Here is a 19,112-nt window from a genome sequence, read left to right on the forward strand (position 1 = left end):
CGTCAGACAGCAACTCAAAGCAGATTCGGCAGGAGAATCTTCAGCTGTAGGAAGACAAACCGCAAGAAGCAACCGCCACTGGCCAGGAACAGGCCAATGAGAGTGAGCCGGCATAACGGGCGCATCGTGTTTTGCCACTGCGCCACAATACGAGTGAATGTCAGCGCAGAAGCGTCGGTGCGGAACAGGTAGATGAAACCTTCCGCGTACGCCGACACCACCAAATTTCGAGGGGTTGGTAACCGCGATTGAAAATCCAGTGAGTTGTCGAACCAGCGCACCACCAAGTCGCCCTCCTTGCCCACCTTAGCCATTTCCGCCTCACTCTCATTCATGACGCTCAAGTGGAGGCTACGCAGAGGCATATTACGTGGGCACATTCGATGTACCGGCATGAACTTTTGGAATTCGTTCGGCTTGAATTCTTCTCGCCAGATCGCTGTCGATGTCAGTTTGGCGTATTCATGAAGTGCATACTCGATCCGTGCGGATGCGAATTCACCAAAGCCGCCGTAGGCTGGAATTTCACCATGCCGAGTGATGTCAAGCGCAAGTCGGTGTTTATAGGACTCTGGTTTAATTCCGCCTACATCCAAGTCATAAGGTTTAACGCCCCACCAGCGTCGCAGCTCATCCTCAACAAGAGCGAGTAGCCAGCGCCGCCCCTCAATGCCAAGGTATTCCTCCTTCCCAGCAAGCGTGCGCTTTAGCAGAACCGGACACTTCCACTCGAACCAGATCACCGCTAACAAGTAAAAGCCCCCGCCCACCAGCAACCAGCTCAAAGGCCCGACCGCGGCTTCTGCGCCCTTCAATGGCGGAGCTGCCTGAATGAATGCGGCGACCAACCCCCCCACCGCTGCGAGCTTGATACCGGCGCCTGACTTCATCCGCGACCAGAACGACCAACTCATCATTTGTCGAAACCGATGATATGCCATTTCCTGGCGCGTGTTGCGTCGCTCAGCCAAGGGAGGCCTGTAGAGCTCCTCATTCGGGAATTCATCCCAAAACCAGGAAATCCGGCTGAACTCAAACCGCCTCTCCCGACGCTTGTAACGACGGTGCTCTTTTTCCGATTCCACTATCCGCCGGCGCATCTCATCGGTGAGCACGAACGCCTTTTTTGGCTTGATTGAGTCGTTTTGGTTTTCAGGTTCTGTTAGTTGGTTCTCAGCTGACAATGTGCCGCTCCTTGTCTGTTTGCTTCCGCGGGCTGCAAACGCAGGCGGTTCACAGCAAGCAAGTTAACGAACCAGATCAATGTCCTTGTAGTGGTCTAATGAAATCGGACACCCATTTTAGGCGAGAATGCTCGCCAGAACGAGGTGTCAGATGACCAAACAACGCCGTACCTTTTCCCCTGAATTCAAACGCGAGGCTGCCGACCTCGTTCTCAAGCAGGATTACAGCTTCATTGAGGCCAGCCGCTCGCTTGGTGTCGGGGAGTCGGCTTTGCGCCGATGGGTCGACCAGGTGCAGCAAGAACGCACGGGCGTCACCCCGCAGAGCAAAGCGCTGACCCCGGAGCAGCAGAAAATCCAAGAGCTGGAAGCCCGAATTACTCGCCTTGAGCGGGAAAAATCGATCTTAAAAAAGGCCACCGCGCTCTTGATGTCGGAAGATCTCGAGCGTTCGCGCTGATTGACCAGTTGAGCATCCACGAGCCGGTTGATTGGCTGTGCAAGGTGTTTGAAGTGACCCGCTCGTGCTACTACGCTCGGCGTCTCAGGCGCCGCACACCAGATGTAGAACGCCTTCGATTGCGCAGTCGGGTGAGCGAGTTGTTCACCCAAGGCCGCAGTGCTCCCGGTAGCCGTAGCATCATGGCCATGATGCAGGACGACGGCGAGCAGATCGGGCGATTCAAGGTACGCAGCCTGATGCGCGAGCTGGAGTTGGTCAGCAAACAACCGGGATCGCATGCTTACAAAAAGGCGACGGTCGAGCGGCCCGACATCCCTAATATTTTGAACCGAGAGTTTGATGTGCCCGCTCCTGACCACGTCTGGTGTGGCGATATCACTTACATCTGGGCTCAAGGGAAATGGCAGTATCTGGCGGTTGTGCTAGATCTTTTTGCCCGCCGTGTTGTGGGTTGGGCGTTGTCGGGAAAGCCGGATGCCGACTTGGTCATCAAGGCCTTGGACATGGCTTACGAGCAGCGAGGGAAGCCTCAGGGTTTGCTGTTCCACTCCGACCAGGGCTCGCAATATGGAAGCCGGAGTTTTCGCCAGCGCCTTTGGCGATATCGCATGCGTCAGAGCATGAGCCGGCGAGGAAATTGTTGGGATAATGCGCCGATGGAGCGGGTGTTCAGGAGCCTGAAAACCGAGTGGATACCGACCATGGGCTACGCGACGGTCCAACAAGCTCAGCGGGATATCAGCCATTTTTTGATGCACCGGTACAACTGGATTCGACCGCACCAATTTAATGGTGGGCTGCCACCGGCTCAGGCCGAGAAAAAACTTAACGTCGTGTCCGGGATTAGTTGACCACTACAAACTCGGCTTGCGATCAATCTCGTAAGAGAGAAAATTCGACGGTGACATCATGTGCGGACGCTAGGCTTGAATTTGCACTGCGCAAGACAGGCTGGTTACGACGCGACTGGCTCACGGGATGAGCGTGAGGTACAGATTCAGATCAAGGGCCGTTGCGTTATTAATCTGAGAAAGCTCAACGGGCGGGTGGGGGCTGTTGATACGAATAAAACGTTCGATTCCTGCTGTTGGTGTTGTTGAATTTCGATTTCAATGCATTATCGATGTATGAAGCTTGTCGGGATTCGGTGATGCCAGCTTTTTGTTGAAGCTTGGTTCGAAAGCACGTAACGAATACGGTTCATGGGGATTAGGTTGTTCGTAGTGAGAAAAAAGCGCTCAGGGAGTCCGGTGATCACCCCGTGAGCGCCTTTCACCATATTCAAACTGAAAAAGATACCTTTAATGTAAAACCGCTTTCAGGATTCTCCGAAACATGCCAAAGGCTGCTTTCGTAACTGCGCAGCCGACCCAGCAACAAATTGTGGGGGTGTTTTTCACGACCGGCTGCTGCACAAACAATCATCTCTGAGTTATTTAGTTTCTTGATAACCTCATCGTGAATGCTATCGTTGCTGCCATGGTGGGGCAAAATAAAAACATCTACATTCTTTAGGAGCTTGCCGAACCTCTTAAGCCACGCCGATCTCGTACCGCGCTGGTTTAAATTTGCATCACCCGTACAAATCCACGCACCACCGTTTTTTCTTATAAGTGTATCTTCCGAGTGAATTATTTGATAAGGCTTAGGGAATGGCCAATCGAAGTTTTTATTGGTTCGAGAGATTTTCAAGTTGTTTTTGTGAGCTTGAGGCCCTGAATACAGACTCAGTGAGATTTTATTGTGATCTCTTGATATGATGGAGTAGCAAGCTTTCAATTTTTCGCAGCTTGCCTTGTCACTTAACAACTGGATCAGTTTTTTAGTAAAGGCTTTTGATGCCAGTGAACGCCCCGCGAATGTATGAGGAAACTGTTTTCCTACAGCTCTTCTAAAGCTCGCGATAGCTTCTTTGGGAAATGGATGCACATAAGGGACGAGCAGCCATGAAGGAATTGATTTACCCTTTACCTCCACAGAGATCGATGTATGTTCTCCGAGTGTTCGGACAGTACCGGCACCTGAACGAACAGATTTAGCTTCCTCTACCATTTCTGATCTGATTGTGTATGGGCGACTCGGGTCACCGCCTTCGGGCACGGGCACTATAATGCTATCGGGTTGCCCTTCTGGATCAGGCTCATAAGGAATTACATTAAGTGTATCGTCTGCGCGCTGTACTTGAATGATTTCCTTGACCCCCCGATCGACTAACCATCCAAAGGGGTCTGTCAAAAACGACTGAGTCGACAATCGAAGTGTAGAGTTTCCTGCTGCTTCACATGCGATCATTGTGAGGTGAAGAGCGTCCAGACAGGGAAGAACGACCATGTCAATCTGCACCTGTGCCGCCAGTGCATCAATTCCACTTACATGGTCCACATCTAAGTGTGATACAAATAGTATGTCAATTTTTTGAAGCGAACACATCTTCAGCCCTTGTTCGAAGTGCTCTCGATTGATCGAGCCGCAATCGAAAGCGTAGGTGAAAATTCGTGAATGTTCATCCTCTATTTGGCCTATGAGGAATCCACCCTGGCCAACAGGAATCTGTTTGATCGTCGTAATAAATTTTTTTGCGGTCAAGAAACTCTCCTTGTAGTATGCGCATCTACCATCAATGCACACGATGAAAAAATTACGTAAATTCTGAAAAAATCAAACCTTGCCCACGAGGTTTGATTGATTCGGAGTGAAAAACTAGACTACGCTTGGCACGTTGAATACGGTTGAATCGGTAATTTTTACTAAATGAACTTTATCTCCGCTTTGATTCCATACAGGGCTATTCAAACCCCAATACAGATAGCTGGCGGGCTCCTTCGTATTAGTTTGCCCTTTTTTGTTTAAGCCAGGCTTGGTGGCTAGAAAAATGTACTCATTTTTTTCAACTATCCATTCAGGGAACTTAAATACGTGGCGATGTTTATTGCTCGCGACTCCATCAGTGTCGTAGGTGTTATCAAGAATCATATAAGGCTTTAAATTGCATTTATCTAATGCTTGAAGCACAATGTATTCTTTTTTCTCATCGCCTTGATGTAAAACGGTAACTATTTTAATATCCAATTTAATTTTCTCGACGATCTATCTCTGAGGATGGCATGGAGCCATTACTGATGCAGATTAGCCCGAAGTCGGTTTTAATTGAAAGATATTTTGGATCCAAGGATTGCTCGGCCGAATCTCGACGAGGACGGCCTAGTGGCCTGCACCTGTAGGTGATGTGCGCCCCCCCTGGGGCGATTCAACCGCACGCTCTTAAATGGCGATACCAGCTTGCTGACGCGGTCTTAAAATACAGGCTATGGCCAGTCGATTGGGCAAAAGATCTTGGGGTACCTCGAGAGTAGTGGCCACCTGCCAAGTCAACACGATGTCGGATCATGTTGGTCCAATTACCCTCTTTGATAAGATCAATCTGATGGCCTGCCAGGGCTAGAAAAAGCGTATGCACTACAGGATTATTCAGGCAGGGTTCGAGGGATGGCTGGGTTTGTGCTGTGGTTGACCCATTGCTCCTGAGCACCTACTACAAAGGTGTTGGCCTCAATCGGGCGCGTAGCTACATCGTTGTTATTGCTCGCTTGCGAAGCTGAGTTCAGAGCGAGTAGCCGTGTGACCATACCTCGTTAGCAACCCGTTTCGAATTGAGGCTTAAGGCGTTGTATCTTGCTATCATCGACTCATCGACGTGACTCAACATTCCCGCTTGCAGATCCTACGTGTGAGGGCGGGCCGCAGAGATTTTAGAGCGGCAGCACCTTCCTAGAACTCAAGCTGGCCCTGAAGTTCGTACTCACCCAGTTTGGTAACTCATGAAAATCACTGAATTAGTGCTGCACAACTTCCGAAAGTACGACGAAGCCTATCTCCAGTTCAATCCCCAGTTCAACGTACTGATTGGTAACAATGGTAAGGGCAAAACGACCATACTCGACGCACTGGCGATGCTGCTCAACACTTACTTTCAGGGCGGCAAACTGACGACTGGTGGCGGCACGATCAAGGACTCGGATGCGCGAGCTGTTTTTCAAGAGGTCGAAGGTCAGGTGTTCCGTGAGGCATTTACGGAGGTCTGGCTGGAGGCTGTCTGTCAAACGAACGAAGAACCGCCCATTCGCTGGCGGCGAGATCTGGGTGACCGTGGTAAGAAGGCTAAGGATTTCGTCAGGGTTGGTGCAGAAGCGCGTGAGCGCGTTATACATCAGCCTCATGTGAATCTTCCGCTGCTGCTTTACTACGGCGCGGGGCGACTATGGGATAAGCATGATGATGTAGTGGCGGACAGCCCGTCTTCCCGCCTAACGGGCTACCGTTATTGCCTCGATCCGAAATCGGATCACAAAGCGTTTGAGAAATGGTTCAAACGCTTATCTATGGCAAAGATACAAAAAGGGAAAGACATACCTGCACTGGATGCGGTGACCAATGCGGTGACCTCTTGTATTCCTGGTGCGCAAAATTTCTATTTCGACGCGGGTTACGATCACCTGATGATTGCGTTGGATCATGAAGGCTTAATGCCGTTTGATGATCTCAGTGATGGGTATCGCAATATGGTTGGCATCATTGCGGACATCGCGCACCGTGCCTCACGCTTAAACCCGCATTTAGGTGTGGATGCAGCTATCAAAACTCAAGGGATCGTGTTGATCGATGAAATTGATTTGCATCTGCACCCTAAGTGGCAGCGTCGTGTGGTTTCGGACCTGAAAAATGCATTTCCGCTTCTGCAGTTTGTTGTCTCCTCTCATTCCCCTTTCATCTTGCAGTCTCTAGAGCCGGGGGAAGTTATAGACCTGGAGCGGGGGTTAAAACCCGCTCAAGCGGACTCGATTCCTGATGGTATTGCCGCTCCCGCTTCGGAGGCAAAATACGCTAATCGATCTATTGAGGACATCACCGAAGAGGTCATGAAGATTCCGGTGCCGCAGCGTGGGGAGCGTTACCAGAAAATGCATGAGGCGGCCATTGAATACTTCCGGCTGCTCAATGATGCTGCTGGAGATGTGAGTGATGAGCAGAAGGAAGCTATTAAAGCAGACCTTGACGCACTGTCCGATCCATTTAGTGACAACGTTGCATATCACGCCTTTTTGACAATGAAGCGATTGGTTTCGGGTATCGATGGTGCTCCTGAGGGAAACCCTAAGGCGGATGATGAATGAGACCAGTCATTCGCGGGGCCTGCCCCACTGAAGCAGATGGAAGGGTTGTCGTATTTAAAGCTTACGCAATGGCTCGGGGTAAGCTTATCGAGCGACTCGGCGAATGTTGTTCCTATTGTGAAGTGCATCTTGATACTAGTTTGGCCATCGAGCATGTCCAGCCGAAGAAACCGCCGGGCGCCATCGCGAATGACCTGGTTCGCGAGCTAAGTTGGGACAACTTTTTACTTGCGTGTACAAACTGCAATAGCACGAAGGACAATAAGGACGTTGTGCTCGATGACTACATGTGGCCGGATCGGGACAACACCTTTCTTGCCTTAATCTACAAGCAAGGTGGGTTGGTCGAAGCCGCACCAGGGCATGACAATGTTCGAGCCACTCGCACGATCCGCCTTGTTGGTCTACACAAAGTTCCTAGCGTTAATGATCAGGAAAATGAAGCATCCGACCGTCGTTGGAACAACCGGCGCGAGGCATGGGACATCGCGCTGGAATCGAAGCAGAACCTTTTTGAGTTGGATCACCCAAAGATGCGCGATCAAATTGTGTTGCAGATCCAAGGTTTCTGGTCCATTTGGATGACGGTTTTCAAAGACGATCCAGATATGCTCAGGCGCATACTGGATCGTATTCCAGGTACAGCGAAACACTGCTTCGATGTTGCCAGTGGATATCAGGCGATTACTCGGGTTCTTCCTTAAGCTATCCGCAGCACAGCTCGGGTAACAGATCGGTAGCATCCGCCTGACTTGGAATGATTTATCGAAATGCTCTTTAGTCAGACGGCCGCTTTCAATAGCGGCTTTTTTTTGGCCTATCAAGCGGTTCCAAGATTCCTGTTGTACTGAATCGCCTCGGATTCTCTAGACGCCACGCAAGCGTAACCCGTGCCACCATTGAACATACCTCCAGCAACACTGGAAGCACCAATAAAGCTCGGGTTGACGAGGCTAATGACGGGGAAAGCTGGGTCTATGAACATCAATCGGTGAACAGTTGCGTTCATTTCAAGGGTATTGAGCTAGTAATCTTGGGCTGTTGACCTGCTTATGAACATCTAACATCGCCCACTTGTTAAATCAAGTGGCTGTCGATGAAACTGATTCAATGCAGGTTCTTTTCAGGTCAACGACTACCGCTGCTTGTACAAGCCTAGAGCGGCGCTTCGAGAGCCTTATCATCAATGCTCGTCCCGACCGCACTCGTTATCGCAGCCTGACAGATACGCAACTCCAGATCGTTCGCACGCTGAACGTTGCGCACCGAAGGTGAACTGAACGGGACGCCCTTGTTGATCACTTAAACAACGAAACCGCTGCAGTTGGGCCCTTGCGCTCTTGGGTCAGGATAAACAACACACCGACGATAGGAATAATCGCCGCCGCAAATGGAATCGCTTGTGCACCGAAATGGCTGTCGATGACTGCGCCACCAATCATGCCACCCAGGGCGTTGGCAACATTGAACGCCGAGATATTCGCCGTGGCTGCCAACTCCGGCGCTTTACCGCCGTAGTTCATCACCCGCATCTGCAGCGCCGGGACATTGGCAAATGAGGTTACACCAAAGGCAAAAACAGCCAACAGAAACGCGTATGGGTTGCTCGACACTAGGTACGCCACGACCAGCGACGCGATCATCGCCAAAGGCCAGCCAATCAGCGACAGACGCAGGTTGGCATCGGCGGTCCTGCCACCCAGGCTATTGCCGATGACCAGGCCAATCCCAACGATCATCAACACCCACGTGACGTTACCGCGATCGATGCTTGCAACTTGCTCGGCAAAGGGCGCCACGTAACCGTAGAACGTCATGAAGCCAACCCAACTGAGAACGGTAATCAGCAGGCTCGCCAACAAGTTACGGTCACGTAGCCCAGCCAGTTGCCCCATCACGGAGACGGCCTTTTCCTGTCCTTGTCGCTCGATGTTAGTGGCAATCGCCACGGCTGCCACTGCCCCCAATGCCGCGACCACAAAAAACGCTGCGTGCCACCCCAGCGCATTGCCAATCCACGCCCCTGCCGGCACACCCAGTACATTGGCCAGGGTCAGGCCAGCAAACATTTGGCCCACGGCACGCCCCGCCATCTGCGGCGCGACCAAACGCGTGGCAACTACCGCGCCGATCCCATAAAACGGGCCTTGGGTCAGGCCGGCCAGGACACGGCTGATCAGCAGCACGGTGTAATCCTGGCTGAGCGCGGTGATCAGGTTGGCGACGATAAACAGCACCATCAACCCCAGTAACACATTGCGTTTCTCAAAGCGCGATAGCCACAGGGTCAGCAAAGGCCCCCCCACGACAATGGATAGGGCATAGGCAGTGATCAACGATCCTGTCTGGCCTTCGCTGATCGCCAGGCTTTCAGCCACTTGCGGCAGGATACCGGCGATCACAAACTCCGCCGTACCAATGGCGAACGCCGCCAGCGTGAGGATCCATACTTGAAAAGGCATTTTGGTTGAGTCAGTCATCGGTGTTTCTCCACGGGTGCGGTTGGGGGGCTACCAGCTGTTTTCAGAAGAGGGGCCAGGGAAAACGGTCTCTAGCAACTGCCCGCCCGGGGTGCGCAAAAAAATCCGCTGCCACGGATTTCGTGGGGGCGAGTGCCCTCCTCCAGGTCAAAGACTTGAATCAGGAAGTCGCGGATAGCGCGAAGGTCGCGGGTTCGTAGGGTGACGTGATCGATATGCACGATGTCGTTCCTCAAGAGTGAATGCAGAAACGATATCCTTGAAGCCCAAGGCGTAGAATCCATTCAAAAGCACAATCATATTCAGGGAAATCCGGATAATGCTCTTCGAGAACCTCGCGCTGTTTTTATTGATTGTCGAGAAAGGCGGATTGTCGGCGGCAGGCCGCGAGGTCGGACTTTCGCCCACGTCTGTGTCGGAACGGCTCGGGGCTCTGGAAAGGCACTACGGCGCAACCCTGCTGACCCGTACGACACGTTCGATCAGCCTGACGGACGAAGGACGGATGCTGATGGAGGGCGCCCGGCGCCTGCTCGCCGAAGCTGAAGACATCGAGAGCAATATCAAACTGGGCACCGAAAGGATCTCGGGCCTGATACGCCTGAGCGTCCCCGTCGACCTGGGCCGCAACCGCATCGTGCCGATCCTTGATGACTTTCTGCAGGCGCATCCCAACGTCAGCCTCGACCTGAACCTGACCGATGGCTACCTGGATCTCGCGGGGCAAGGGATTGATTTCGCCATTCGATATGGCGCCCTGTCCGACAGCACCCTGCGCGTCAGAAAGCTCAGCGAGGGCCGTAGGGTAGTGTGTGCATCCCCCGCTTATCTCACGGCCCACGGCACGCCCCAACACCCATCGGACCTGGCGCAACAGCAGTGCATCCTGATGCGCTTTGGCAGCAGCATCCACCGTGAATGGCAGTTCCGCGCCGATGGTCGTACATTCAAGGTTCTGGTGTCGGGCAGGCGTATTGCCAATGACGGTGATCAGGTGCGCCAGTGGTGCCTGGCCGGTCACGGCATCTGTATCAAGTCCTACATCGATGTGCGTGATGACTTGGACGCAGGCCGACTGGTCGAGGTGCTGGAGAGCTACTCTCTGCCGGGCGTGGACTTGCAGATTGTCTACCCTTCCGGCCACGTAGTGCCGCGCCGGGTCAAACTGCTGATGGACGAAATCTCCTTGAAGCTGGCAACTTGAGCGCGCTCCAAGGAGATGTTTCAGAGTTGACCTGAGAGCTTGCGCCCTACTGAGCCCAGGCGGAAAAATCCGAGTAGCCACGTTCGGTACCGCCAAATAGCTCGGCACCTTCGAGACCCGCTAACGGGTACCCCTTCTCCAGCCGCAGAGGCAGATCCGGATTGGCGACAAACTTGCGTCCGAAGGCGACATAATCTGCGTAGCCTTTTTCCAGGACCCATTCTGCGAGTTCCAGGTCGTACTTACCGGCCACCACAATCGCATTGCGAAAGCGCTCGCGCACGGCTTGGCGGAAGTCCTCGGGAAACTTGGGGGCATCATCCCAGTCCGCTTCGACCAGGTGCAGGTAGGCAATGCCCTTGCCTTGCAAATAGCTGGTTGCTTCCAACAAGGTGGGCAGAATGTCCGGGCACGCCATGCCACGTGCCGTGAGAAACGGCGCAACGCGGATCGCCGTACGGGCGGCTCCCACTTCATCAATCACTGCATCCATGACTTCCTTGAGAAAGCGCAGGCGGTTCTCGCGCGATCCGCCGTACTCATCTGTACGAACATTAGACGTGGTACGTAGGAACTGGTCGATCAGGTAGCCGTTGGCCCCATGCACTTCGACACCGTCGAAACCCGCGGTCATGGCATTACGCGCAGCCTTACGATAATCGTCGACGATGGCGTGGATTTCGTTACGCTCCAGCGCCCGTGGTGTCGGGCACGGGGCCATGCTGCCGACAGCCGATTCGGCGTCCACTTTCCAGATGCTACCGTCAAACGCAATTGCAGACGGCGCGACCGGCAATTGGCCATTGTGGAAATCAGGGTGCGACATACGCCCTACATGCCACAACTGCAGGAAAATTCGCCCGCCAGCGGCATGCACCGCATCGGTCACCAGGCGCCAGCCGGCGACCTGTTCGTCACTGTAAATACCTGGGGTGAATGAATAGCCCTTGCCCTGGGGCGAGATCTGCGTGGCTTCAGTAACAATGAACGCGGCCGACGCCCGCTGTGCGTAATACACCGCGTTCATGGCGTTCGGCACATCGCCAGGCTGGGTACTGCGCGAGCGAGTCATGGGCGCCATGACTACACGGTTGGGGGTGTGCAGTTGGCCAACAACGCCAGGGGTAAAAAGTGTGGACATCAGTGTCTCCTCGTAGATAGTCGGTGGTGCCAATGACCACAGAATATCTATGAGGGGATTTCTTGATAATCGACTCAGTTCGGGAAATATATTCCGGTGAATCCGGATAATGCGATGGTAGGCAGACGCAAAGCCAGCATGATCAAAAGAAGGTGGGTAACTCAAGCGCCAAAATTAAAGGCAATAGAAATACGCGGACGCGTCCCTTCAAAACGTCTTACGGAATGCATCAGCCACGACGGGAACATAATGAACGTTCCGCTGGTAGCGGCATAAGTCGTACTAAAACCGGCGGTAAGACAATCTTCCACTCTCATGCGCAACGCAGGATTGTAGGTCGATGCAACCATACCGCGTGGGTCGATAAACTCCAGGTCACCGCCAACAGCCGGATCCTCCTCTCGCCCGCCCGCATCCACCCAATAAACCCCCGACCAAAATGCCCCCGGGTGGCCATGCAACGCATTGCTGTGGCCCGCCTGGTTAACGTTTACCCAGGCATTGAGTTTCCATGCAAAACTCGGTTCAGTTAAGCCGTACTGCTCGCTATGCACCGCCGTCAGTTGAGTGGCGAACTCCTTGGCAAAGCCGACCAACGCATCGCAGGCCTGCCCGCCCCATTCCGGGAAGTCGCTGGCCGACTGCCAGCCGCCGTCGTTACTACGCTGCGTGCCGCCCTGATCGCTCGCCATGCGACAGGTGATCAGGGTTTTGAGCTCTGCATTGAGTTCTTCTGCATCGGGGTACTGGAGACAGGCCAGGGGAGTTGCAAACAGTCGCCTGATGTTTATCAGCTCAGGGTTTACCGGGTTATTGCTGGAGTGCATTGAGCGTCGACCAAGTTGCGTTAATTGCAGCAGACCTTACCTGACGAACTAAAGCACATATGTAAACCTTTGTTAAAAAGTTATGGACTTCAGTCAAACTACATAAGTTGATCAGCTTTCATCCCGCGACTAACGATCACGCCTCAATCGCGCGAAGTTCGCAGGTAATTATCAACAGAAACAAGACCGGCTCCCGTGTTAACCCGGCAAACATCACAAAATACTCTGGATACGGTAAACCTATACTTCCAAAGTAATCACGAAACACTAAGCACTCTATAGATCTCAGCAACCACCTGCCTTGTTGCGTCTTCGATCGATCCTTCATTCCGACATAAAACCCAACCGTGATTCGCAACCGCTCGCTCGAACGCCTCGGTACACGCCACATGTTCTTCCAACCTATGGATCACCGTGCTGCTCAGCCCACGCCGTCGCGCCGCAGCCCTCGCCCATGAAACCCCAGGTGCGGTGACAATCCCCACATGCAAGTCCGGTACTTGCACGTTTCGGTCAATGTTCAATTGCAGAATCTCTGCAAACGGCACTATGCGGCGAAACGCTGCATCGGATGGGTACCAGCGATCAATCAACACAATGCTACCGGGTGGCTGTTTAGCCAGGACGTGTTGAGAAATCCAGGCACGGCTGTCCGCGAGGCGTTCACAAATCTCCCACTCCAGGTCCCGCGAGGGATTTCTGACCAGCGTGTTAACGAGGGCCATTGTTTCCCGTCTAAAGGGATCGCTTTTTTTCTCGCACAGTCGGATGACCTTTTTGTTGTCCGCCCTTAGTGCTTTGGTAACGGCTTCCAACAGTGTGGTTTTGCCGGTGCCCTTGGGCCCATCCAGAGCAACAAACAGCAGACGATTCATTGCTGCAGTTCAACCAACCGCTGCTTGTAACTGTCGCGCACGCAGGCCTGTTTGTCGTCAGCCTTCCAGCAGTCGTTGCGGCCCTTGATCCAGCCACGTTGTTCGGCCTTGAGCATCTTGGCCTGGCTACCGGCCTTTTTCAGCGCGGCGCTGTAGGTGCTCGCCATTTGGCGATCAAGGGCGCTAAGCGCTTCGCTGGCGCAGATCAGCGTCTCTATTGAGCTGCTCAAGTTCGCGCTGCACTTGAACGAAGGTCCCGTCTGGGCGTGTGCGTCGAGGACAAAAATGGCCACTGGCAACAGCGCCGCTCGGATAAATAAATGCATGAGGGGGTTCCTAACGGTATTTGGTTCGCCTACTAGGATAAGCCTTGATGGATAATGTTTAACCGTCATGTCTTTAAAGCTCCAATGTCCAGGCCAGCAAAGTACTTGTGCGCAATAGTGGCATTTTAGCCAGCCGCTTTCGACATCATCTAACTCTCAAATCAGCTGTGGCACACGTTGCCCCCGGGTAAACTGCCGGCCTGATCCACTTCTTGAATAAAAGAGCCCCATGAGCCACCTAGACTACACCCCCGACCTCGACCCCGACTCCATCTCATCCGACGTGATCGGCTTCAACGGCATCCTGGTCTCCACCCAAATCCCCGTGCGTGCCGATGGCAGCCTGGAGCTGGGCGATATCACCGTGCAAAGTGAATGCACCTTGCAAGCCCTCAAGGTCGCCCTTGAACGTGCAGGCAGCTCCATGGACCGGGTCATGCACTTGACCATCTACCTCACTGACATGGCCGATCGCGCCGCATTCAACGAGGTGTACAAGCGCTTCTTCGCCCAACCCTGGCCGGTGCGTGCGGCTATTGGCGTGGCCGCATTGGCGGTCGAAGGCATGCGCGTGGAAGTCACGGCGATGGCCGCCAAGGGCTGAGCCCGGCAGGTTATTGGGCATCCAGCGGGTGCCGGTCAGGCGATTCACGGCTACAATGCGTACCTCAACCGTGACAAGCCTGACTAAAAAAACTATGTCCTTGCCCAAGCATCATCTGGAATTGCTCAGCCCTGCCCGCGATGTCGCCATCGCGCGCGAGGCTATCCTGCACGGCGCCGACGCTGTGTATATCGGCGGCCCGAGCTTCGGTGCGCGCCACAACGCCTGCAACGACGTGAGCGAGATCGCCCAACTGGTGGAGTTCGCCCGTCGTTACCACGCCCGCGTGTTCACCACCATCAACACCATCCTGCATGACAACGAACTGGAGCCAGCGCGCAAGCTGATCCACCAGTTGTACGATGCCGGGGTTGATGCGTTGATCGTCCAGGACCTGGGCGTGATGGAACTGGATATCCCGCCCATCGAGCTGCATGCCAGCACCCAGACCGACATCCGCACCCTGAACCGGGCCAAGTTCCTCGACCAGGCCGGGTTCTCCCAACTGGTGCTGGCCCGCGAGCTGAACCTTCAGGAAATCCGTGCGATTGCCGATGAAACCGATGCCGCCATCGAGTTCTTCATCCACGGCGCGTTGTGCGTGGCGTTCTCCGGGCAGTGCAATATTTCCCACGCGCAAAACGGCCGCAGCGCCAACCGTGGCGACTGCTCCCAGGCCTGCCGCCTGCCCTACACCCTCAAGGATGACCAGGGCCGCGTCGTCGCCTTTGAAAAACACCTGTTGTCGATGAAAGACAACAACCAGAGCTCCAACCTGCGCGCCCTGGTGGATGCCGGCGTGCGCTCGTTCAAGATCGAGGGCCGCTACAAAGACATGGGCTATGTGAAGAACATCACCGCCTATTACCGCCAGCGCCTGGACGAAATCCTCGAAGACCGCCCGGACCTGGCCCGCGCCTCCAGCGGCCGCACTGCGCATTTCTTCCTGCCAGACCCGGAAAAGACCTTCCACCGCGGCAGCACCGACTACTTTGTCAGTGACCGCAAGATTGATATCGGCGCCTTCGACACCCCGACCTTTACCGGCTTGCCGGTAGGTGTGGTGGAAAAAGCCGGCAAACGCGACTTGCAGGTAATCACCCACGAGCCGCTGTCCAACGGTGACGGCCTGAACGTGCTGATCAAGCGCGAAGTCGTGGGTTTTCGCGCCAATATCGCCGAGCCTAAAGGCGAGTTCGAAGAAGATGGCGAAAAGCGCTACCGCTACCGTGTCGAGCCCAACGAAATGCCGGCGGGCCTGCATCAACTACGACCGAATCACCCGCTCAACCGCAACCTCGACCATAACTGGCAGCAAGCGTTGCTCAAGACCTCGGCCGAACGCCGGATTGGCGTGTCCTGGCAGGCGTGCCTGCGCGAAGACCAGCTGCAACTGACCGCCACCAGTGAAGAAGGCGTGAGCGCCAGCACCACCCTGCCCGGCCCGTTCGGCGTGGCCAACAAGCCGGAACAGGCACTGGACACCCTGCGCGACCTGCTTGGCCAGTTGGGCACCACCCAGTATCACGCCACGGCGATCGAGCTGGATGCGCCGCAGGCGTACTTCATTCCCAACTCGCAACTCAAGGCCTTGCGCCGCGATGTGATCGAAGCGCTGACCGTGGCCCGTGTCGAGGCCCACCCCCGTGGTGGTCGCAAGGCCGAAACCACGCCGCCGCCGGTGTACCCGGAATCGCACCTGTCGTTCCTGGCCAACGTCTACAACCAGAAGGCCCGCGATTTCTATCACCGCCACGGCGTGAAGTTGATCGACGCGGCCTACGAGGCCCACGAAGAAACCGGTGAAGTGCCGGTGATGATCACCAAGCACTGCCTGCGTTTCTCCTTCAACCTGTGCCCCAAGCAGGCCAAGGGCGTGACCGGCGTACGGACCAAGGTCGCGCCGATGCAGCTGATTCATGGCGAGGAAGTACTGACCCTGAAATTCGACTGCAAGCCTTGTGAAATGCACGTGGTGGGCAAGATCAAGGGCCATATCCTCGACCTGCCGTTGCCGGGCAGCGGTGTGCAGCAGCAGGTCGTGGGGCATATCAGCCCGGCGGACCTGATCAAGACCATTCCCCGCGCACCGCACTGACCCACGCCCTTGTAGGAGCCGGCTTGCCGGCGATAGCGCCCTCCAGATCGCCATCGCCGGCAAGCCGGCTCCTACAAGGGGCGCCTGGATGGCGGCAGATCGTGTTCAGCACGCCACCACCAGCCTCGCTGCAACCCTGCCGCCGCTAGCAATATTGCCGCAACGCCCAGCCACTGTGCCCAGCCCAGACGATGCCCGTAGGCCATCCAGTCAACCAGGATCGCCGCAATCGGGTAGATGAACGACAGCGCCCCGGTCAATGCCGTCGGCAGCTTTTGAATCGCACCATACAGCAGCACATACATCAGGCCGGTGTGCACCACCCCCAGTGTCAACAGCGCCGCCCAGGCATCAACCGGCGCCCAAAGGCTGTGCCACGAAACCAGCGGCACCAACAGCACCGCACCGGTACTCACTTGAATCAGCGCCAGCAGATGGGGCGGCACAGCCTTCAGCCGCTTGATGATCAGTGCAGCGATGGCATACAAAAGGGCCGCGCCCAGCGCCTGGGCCACGCCCCACAGGTATTGATCACCGCTGCCCTGCTGCTCGCCATGGGCGGTGACGATAGCCAACATGCCCATGAATGACACGCTCAGCCACGCCAGCTTCTGTACGGTGATTTTCTCGCCAAGCAACAGCGCCGCGAGGATCACCAGCATAAATGGCTGAACGTTATAGACCGCCGTGCTGATGGCAATCGACGCCTTGGCATAAGACGCAAACAGCAACAGCCAGTTACCCACGATGGCCACGCCGCTCAACATGGCCCAGCCGAGTGTTGAATAACTCAGCCATGTACTGCGCAAATACCCCAGGCGCCAGCACACCAGCAACAGGGTCAAGGCGCCAATGACGCAACGCCAGAACACCACCTCAATGACCGGCACGCCAGACACCAGCACGAACCAGCCGATCGTGCCGGAGATCAGCATGGCACCGACCATTTCCCATGAGCCGCGACGTATGGATGTGTCCATGATTTAGCTCCTCGAATGAGGCTAAATTATGGCAATCTGCGTCGATCAGGCTCCAGCGCCTGAAGAAGGCCAAAGGTAGTCAGCGCCTATTCTTATTAGGTGAAATAGCAGGTTTGGTTAAGGAGCCCAGGATGATTGATATTATTGACCAACAACTGATTGCCGCCCTGATGGACGACTCGCGCTGCACGCTCAAGACCCTGGCGGGGATTACCGGCCTGTCCTCGCCCAGCGTTGGCGAGCGATTGCGACGCCTGGAGGAACGCGGTGTTCTGAAGGGCTATACGGTGGATATCGACCCCAAACACTTCGGTTATTTGCTGCAAGCCATCGTGCGCATCCGCCCCCTGCCCGGCCAATTACAGGAAGTGGAGCGGCAGATCCAGGCAATACCGCAGTTTACCGAGTGCGACAAAGTCACCGGCGACGACTGTTTTATCGCACGGCTGCACGTGCGCACCATGGACCAGTTGGATACCTTGCTTGACCGGCTCAACGGCTATGCCGAGACCAACACCACCATCGTCAAGAAAACCCCGGTCAAGCGTCGGTTGCCGCCCTTGGATGGCGCGTAGAAGGCGGTACAGCTCAATCGGAGCTGACCTCTTCTGGGGCGTCGTCCCCATCAATCAGCGGCACCTGCGCATCATCCATCAACGATCCGGGGTCTTCATTGCCCGGGTCATTGATCGGCTCCTCTTCGGTTGGGGTATGCATGGCCCTAGCCGCCCTGGGTATCAATGTCAGCGTCGGTCTTGGGCTTGGGTTCGCGTTCGGGCTTGAAGTCCGGGCTGTACTCGTTGTCCCTGGCCACCTTGTCGGTGACGGGTTGCGGGTCCTTGGGAGCCGTGGCCCCGTTGCTTGGAGTGGGCACTTTGCGGGCATCGTCAGCGATGGCTGGATCGTTCCTGCCGCTGGTTTGCAGGTCTTGGCTGTCATTAGTGCTCATGGGAACCTCTTTATTCGTTGGTGTAAGGTTAAGGTGCCGCGCGGCGGGATGAAGTTCAGTGCGCAGGCCCCATGCTGATCAATGGTCACCCCCCCGGGTTGTCTACCTGGATATAGAACGCAAACGCTGCCAGCAGCATCCAGAACACGGTGAACAACCACGGCGTGCGCACGGAAAACAGCAATGACTTGCGATAGCCCTTGTGCGACGACTCGGTCTCGCAGAACAGCGGCGACTCATCGTAGGCCAGGCCCATCACCGGCTCGCTGCGCAACAGTTCGCTCTGCTTGAAGTGCCAGTGGTCAATGATGTCGTAGGCCGCCCGGATGCCCGGCCAGGCATTGAGCGAGCTGAACACGCCAAGCATCGACAACATCAGCGGCACCACCAGGGTAAACAGCTTGCCCCACTCCGGGTTGAGGTTGCCCATGCAGGACACAAAGGCAATCACCAAAAACGACTGCGCCGTCAGGTAGGCATCGGTACGGTTGGCGAGGATGGTGGTTTCGTACTGGATTTCCCGACGATAGAAATCCAACCGGTCCTTGGGCGAGCCGAAGATCTTCGCGTTGTGTTCGGTGTGGTCGGCCAGCGCCGATTCCGGGCTGTGCGGGGAGATGATCCTGGGCACAATCGATATTCCTCAGAGTGCGTAATCCACTTAGAAGAACCGGCGGTGCGCGAAGTTCAGGTCAATCGCCTGCACCGTTATGAAGCAAATGCTGCGCCTATCACGCACCACGCTTGCCCAGGCCGCTCCAGTAACGGGCTGATACACCGTGTAATCCCAATAAACACGCTTGCGGCACA

19 protein-coding genes are annotated in these 19,112 nt (G+C 55.2%); 7 read left to right on the forward strand and 12 right to left on the reverse strand.

What is annotated here, in order from left to right:
• Positions 1–14 precede the first annotated feature (14 nt).
• Positions 15–1,184: a hypothetical protein gene (locus HBO12_RS03155; RefSeq protein ID WP_170041411.1), complete on the reverse strand. Its 1,170-nt coding sequence runs from the start codon at positions 1,182–1,184 to the stop codon at positions 15–17.
• 151 nt (positions 1,185–1,335) lie between these two features.
• On the opposite strand from HBO12_RS03155, the gene HBO12_RS03160 reads away from it, so the two are divergent.
• Positions 1,336–2,498 (forward strand): IS3 family transposase gene (locus tag HBO12_RS03160; protein ID WP_170041412.1). Its coding sequence is split into 2 segments (ribosomal slippage): positions 1,336–1,588 and positions 1,588–2,498, totalling 1,164 coding nucleotides; the frame shifts between segments, so codons are not numbered across the junction.
• 430 nt (positions 2,499–2,928) lie between these two features.
• Here HBO12_RS03160 and HBO12_RS03165 read toward each other — a convergent pair.
• Positions 2,929–4,233, reverse strand: a complete 1,305-nt coding sequence (locus tag HBO12_RS03165) for a ComEC/Rec2 family competence protein (protein WP_170041413.1) — start codon at positions 4,231–4,233, stop codon at positions 2,929–2,931.
• A 114-nt stretch (positions 4,234–4,347) separates the two neighbouring features.
• The gene (locus HBO12_RS03170) at positions 4,348–4,716 is read right to left on the reverse strand and encodes a hypothetical protein (protein ID WP_170041414.1); all 369 of its coding nucleotides are present in this window, start codon (positions 4,714–4,716) and stop codon (positions 4,348–4,350) included.
• A 749-nt stretch (positions 4,717–5,465) separates the two neighbouring features.
• Here HBO12_RS03170 and HBO12_RS03175 point away from each other — a divergent pair.
• Positions 5,466–6,818 carry an AAA family ATPase gene (locus tag HBO12_RS03175; protein ID WP_069075998.1) on the forward strand — a complete coding sequence of 451 codons (1,353 nt, stop codon included), beginning with the start codon at positions 5,466–5,468 and terminating at the stop codon, positions 6,816–6,818.
• Complete coding sequence (locus HBO12_RS03180) at positions 6,815–7,522, forward strand: HNH endonuclease (protein ID WP_170041415.1); 708 nt, start codon at positions 6,815–6,817, stop codon at positions 7,520–7,522. Before HBO12_RS03175 ends, HBO12_RS03180 begins: the two co-directional genes overlap by 4 nt.
• A 594-nt stretch (positions 7,523–8,116) precedes the next feature.
• On the opposite strand, the gene HBO12_RS03185 is transcribed toward HBO12_RS03180, so the two are convergent.
• Positions 8,117–9,298, reverse strand: coding sequence for an MFS transporter (locus HBO12_RS03185; RefSeq protein WP_170041416.1), 1,182 nt, complete (start codon positions 9,296–9,298; stop codon positions 8,117–8,119).
• Between the two features lie 319 nt (positions 9,299–9,617).
• Here HBO12_RS03185 and HBO12_RS03190 point away from each other — a divergent pair, with 319 nt between their 5' ends.
• Complete coding sequence (locus tag HBO12_RS03190; protein WP_169951618.1) at positions 9,618–10,502, forward strand: LysR family transcriptional regulator; 885 nt, start codon at positions 9,618–9,620, stop codon at positions 10,500–10,502.
• A gap of 46 nt (positions 10,503–10,548) precedes the next feature.
• On the opposite strand, the gene HBO12_RS03195 is transcribed toward HBO12_RS03190, so the two are convergent.
• The 4 genes from HBO12_RS03195 to HBO12_RS03210 form a co-directional block, all read right to left on the reverse strand.
• Positions 10,549–11,646, reverse strand: a complete 1,098-nt coding sequence (locus HBO12_RS03195; RefSeq protein WP_432755756.1) for an alkene reductase — start codon at positions 11,644–11,646, stop codon at positions 10,549–10,551.
• A 158-nt stretch (positions 11,647–11,804) separates the two neighbouring features.
• Positions 11,805–12,470 (reverse strand): TIGR02466 family protein, encoded by a 666-nt coding sequence (locus tag HBO12_RS03200; protein WP_169951614.1) that lies wholly within the window; start codon positions 12,468–12,470, stop codon positions 11,805–11,807.
• A gap of 257 nt (positions 12,471–12,727) precedes the next feature.
• The gene (locus tag HBO12_RS03205; protein ID WP_170041418.1) at positions 12,728–13,345 is read right to left on the reverse strand and encodes a dTMP kinase; all 618 of its coding nucleotides are present in this window, start codon (positions 13,343–13,345) and stop codon (positions 12,728–12,730) included.
• The gene (locus tag HBO12_RS03210) at positions 13,342–13,671 is read right to left on the reverse strand and encodes a lysozyme inhibitor LprI family protein (RefSeq protein ID WP_169951610.1); all 330 of its coding nucleotides are present in this window, start codon (positions 13,669–13,671) and stop codon (positions 13,342–13,344) included. Before HBO12_RS03210 ends, HBO12_RS03205 begins: the two co-directional genes overlap by 4 nt.
• Positions 13,672–13,900: 229 nt before the next feature.
• On the opposite strand from HBO12_RS03210, the gene HBO12_RS03215 reads away from it, so the two are divergent.
• A complete protein-coding gene (locus HBO12_RS03215) occupies positions 13,901–14,275 on the forward strand; it encodes a RidA family protein (RefSeq protein ID WP_170041419.1) in 375 nt (124 codons plus the stop codon).
• A 94-nt stretch (positions 14,276–14,369) separates the two neighbouring features.
• Positions 14,370–16,373 (forward strand): peptidase U32 family protein, encoded by a 2,004-nt coding sequence (locus tag HBO12_RS03220; protein WP_170041420.1) that lies wholly within the window; start codon positions 14,370–14,372, stop codon positions 16,371–16,373.
• A 71-nt stretch (positions 16,374–16,444) separates the two neighbouring features.
• Here HBO12_RS03220 and HBO12_RS03225 read toward each other — a convergent pair whose 3' ends face one another.
• The gene (locus tag HBO12_RS03225) at positions 16,445–17,353 is read right to left on the reverse strand and encodes a DMT family transporter (RefSeq protein WP_169951603.1); all 909 of its coding nucleotides are present in this window, start codon (positions 17,351–17,353) and stop codon (positions 16,445–16,447) included.
• Positions 17,354–17,484: 131 nt separating this feature from the next.
• On the opposite strand from HBO12_RS03225, the gene HBO12_RS03230 reads away from it, so the two are divergent.
• Positions 17,485–17,928, forward strand: a complete 444-nt coding sequence (locus tag HBO12_RS03230; RefSeq protein ID WP_170041421.1) for an Lrp/AsnC family transcriptional regulator — start codon at positions 17,485–17,487, stop codon at positions 17,926–17,928.
• Positions 17,929–17,941: 13 nt separating this feature from the next.
• Here HBO12_RS03230 and HBO12_RS28300 read toward each other — a convergent pair whose 3' ends face one another.
• From HBO12_RS28300 to HBO12_RS03240, 3 genes are all read right to left on the reverse strand, one after another.
• Positions 17,942–18,070, reverse strand: coding sequence for a hypothetical protein (locus tag HBO12_RS28300; RefSeq protein ID WP_262376885.1), 129 nt, complete (start codon positions 18,068–18,070; stop codon positions 17,942–17,944).
• A gap of 4 nt (positions 18,071–18,074) precedes the next feature.
• Positions 18,075–18,302: a hypothetical protein gene (locus tag HBO12_RS03235; protein ID WP_170041422.1), complete on the reverse strand. Its 228-nt coding sequence runs from the start codon at positions 18,300–18,302 to the stop codon at positions 18,075–18,077.
• Between the two features lie 85 nt (positions 18,303–18,387).
• Positions 18,388–18,933 carry a hypothetical protein gene (locus HBO12_RS03240; RefSeq protein ID WP_169951596.1) on the reverse strand — a complete coding sequence of 182 codons (546 nt, stop codon included), beginning with the start codon at positions 18,931–18,933 and terminating at the stop codon, positions 18,388–18,390.
• Positions 18,934–19,112 lie beyond the last annotated feature (179 nt).

Origin of the sequence: Pseudomonas sp. WS 5059 (assembly GCF_012985525.1) — a bacterium.
In the GTDB taxonomy this organism is placed as follows: domain Bacteria; phylum Pseudomonadota; class Gammaproteobacteria; order Pseudomonadales; family Pseudomonadaceae; genus Aquipseudomonas.